The 1323-nt window shown below is 55.1% G+C and carries 2 protein-coding genes; both read left to right on the forward strand.

Features of this window, described 5'->3' with window-relative positions; genetic code table 11:
* Positions 1 to 117: DUF2080 family transposase-associated protein (locus EXE47_RS18210; protein ID WP_137708624.1), on the forward strand; the 117-nt coding region annotated here is incomplete at its 5' end.
* A gap of 3 nt (positions 118 to 120) precedes the next feature.
* A partial coding sequence (locus EXE47_RS18215) for an RNA-guided endonuclease TnpB family protein (protein WP_137708625.1) occupies positions 121 to 1323 on the forward strand: 1203 nt, incomplete at its 3' end.

Genomic DNA, 1323 nt, shown 5'->3' on the forward strand with positions numbered 1-1323 from the left:
CACGAAGTCATCGAGGGAGAGGTGAAGCCGACCGGCAACGGCGCACACGTTCTCGTTCCGAAGCGATGGCGTGGTGCAGACGTGAAAATCGTCCGAACCTCAACCCCCGACGAATAGTCAATGCGCTACACCTACAGATTCCGGCTTGATCCCACGCCTGAACAACGTGAGCTGTTGGATCAACACCGAGATACCTGTAGGCAACTCTACAATCACGCACTCACCGAATTTGAGAAAATCCCCGAATCGGCGGGAACACTCACCCAACGAGTACGCCAAGTACGCGATCAGCTCACCGATCTTAAAGTCTGGTGGGATGAACTAAATGACCTCTATTCAACGGTCGCACAAGCCGCTGTCATGCGTATCGAAGACAGCATCAAAGCCCTCTCCCAGTTGAAACAGAACGGCTACAACGTCGGAAGTCTCAACTGGAAGGCTCCCAAGGACTTCCGCAGTTTCACCTACATACAGTCTGGCTTCGAGTTCGATAGTAAGAACGGTCAGACCGTATTGTCGCTGTCGAAACTTGCGGATGTTCCACTCATCAAACACCGCACAATCCCCGACACCGAGACGATCAAACAAGTCACGATTAAGAAGGAGCCAACTGGGGACTGGTTCGCTTCATTCGTTGTCGACGGGAAAGAGACACCTGAGAAACCAACCGATCCAGATCGGTGCGTTGGTATCGACGTGGGGATTCTCAAGTATGCCCACGACACCGATGGGTACGCCATCGAAAGTCCCGACTTCAGCGACGAGCGCGAACGATTGGAACGCGCCCAACGCGACCTTTCGCGGAAGGAACACGGCTCTACGAATTGGGAGACACAACGACAAACCGTGGCGGAACGCCACGCTGATCTCAAGCGAAAGCGCCGCGACTTTCTCCACAAGCTGTCGAACTACTACGCCACAGAGTACGACTTGGTGGCTGTTGAGGACTTGGATGTAAAAGGGCTGGTCGAACTCCCCAGAAACTCACGAAATCGGGCGGGAGCGGCGTGGGGAACGTTCCTGGGGATGCTCGAATACAAGTGTGAACGTGAAGGGACGCACTTCGTCGCCGTGAACCCGCGCGGGACGACAAAAGAGTGCGCTTCCTGTGGTGTGAAGACTGAGAAACCGCTGTGGATGCGCGAACACTCCTGTCCGGCGTGTGGATTTGAAGCGGATAGGGATGCGAACGCGGCGTGGAACATCCTTTCTCGTGGTCTTGAAGAAGTAGGAGTGGGATACTCCGAATCAACGCCTGTGGAGACTGCGCTCCCTGTGGATACGCCTGTATCTGCAAAGCGCGTCGTGGAAACAGGAAGCCCC

Source organism: Halorubrum sp. GN12_10-3_MGM, assembly GCF_005435235.1.
In the GTDB taxonomy this organism is placed as follows: domain Archaea; phylum Halobacteriota; class Halobacteria; order Halobacteriales; family Haloferacaceae; genus Halorubrum; species Halorubrum ezzemoulense.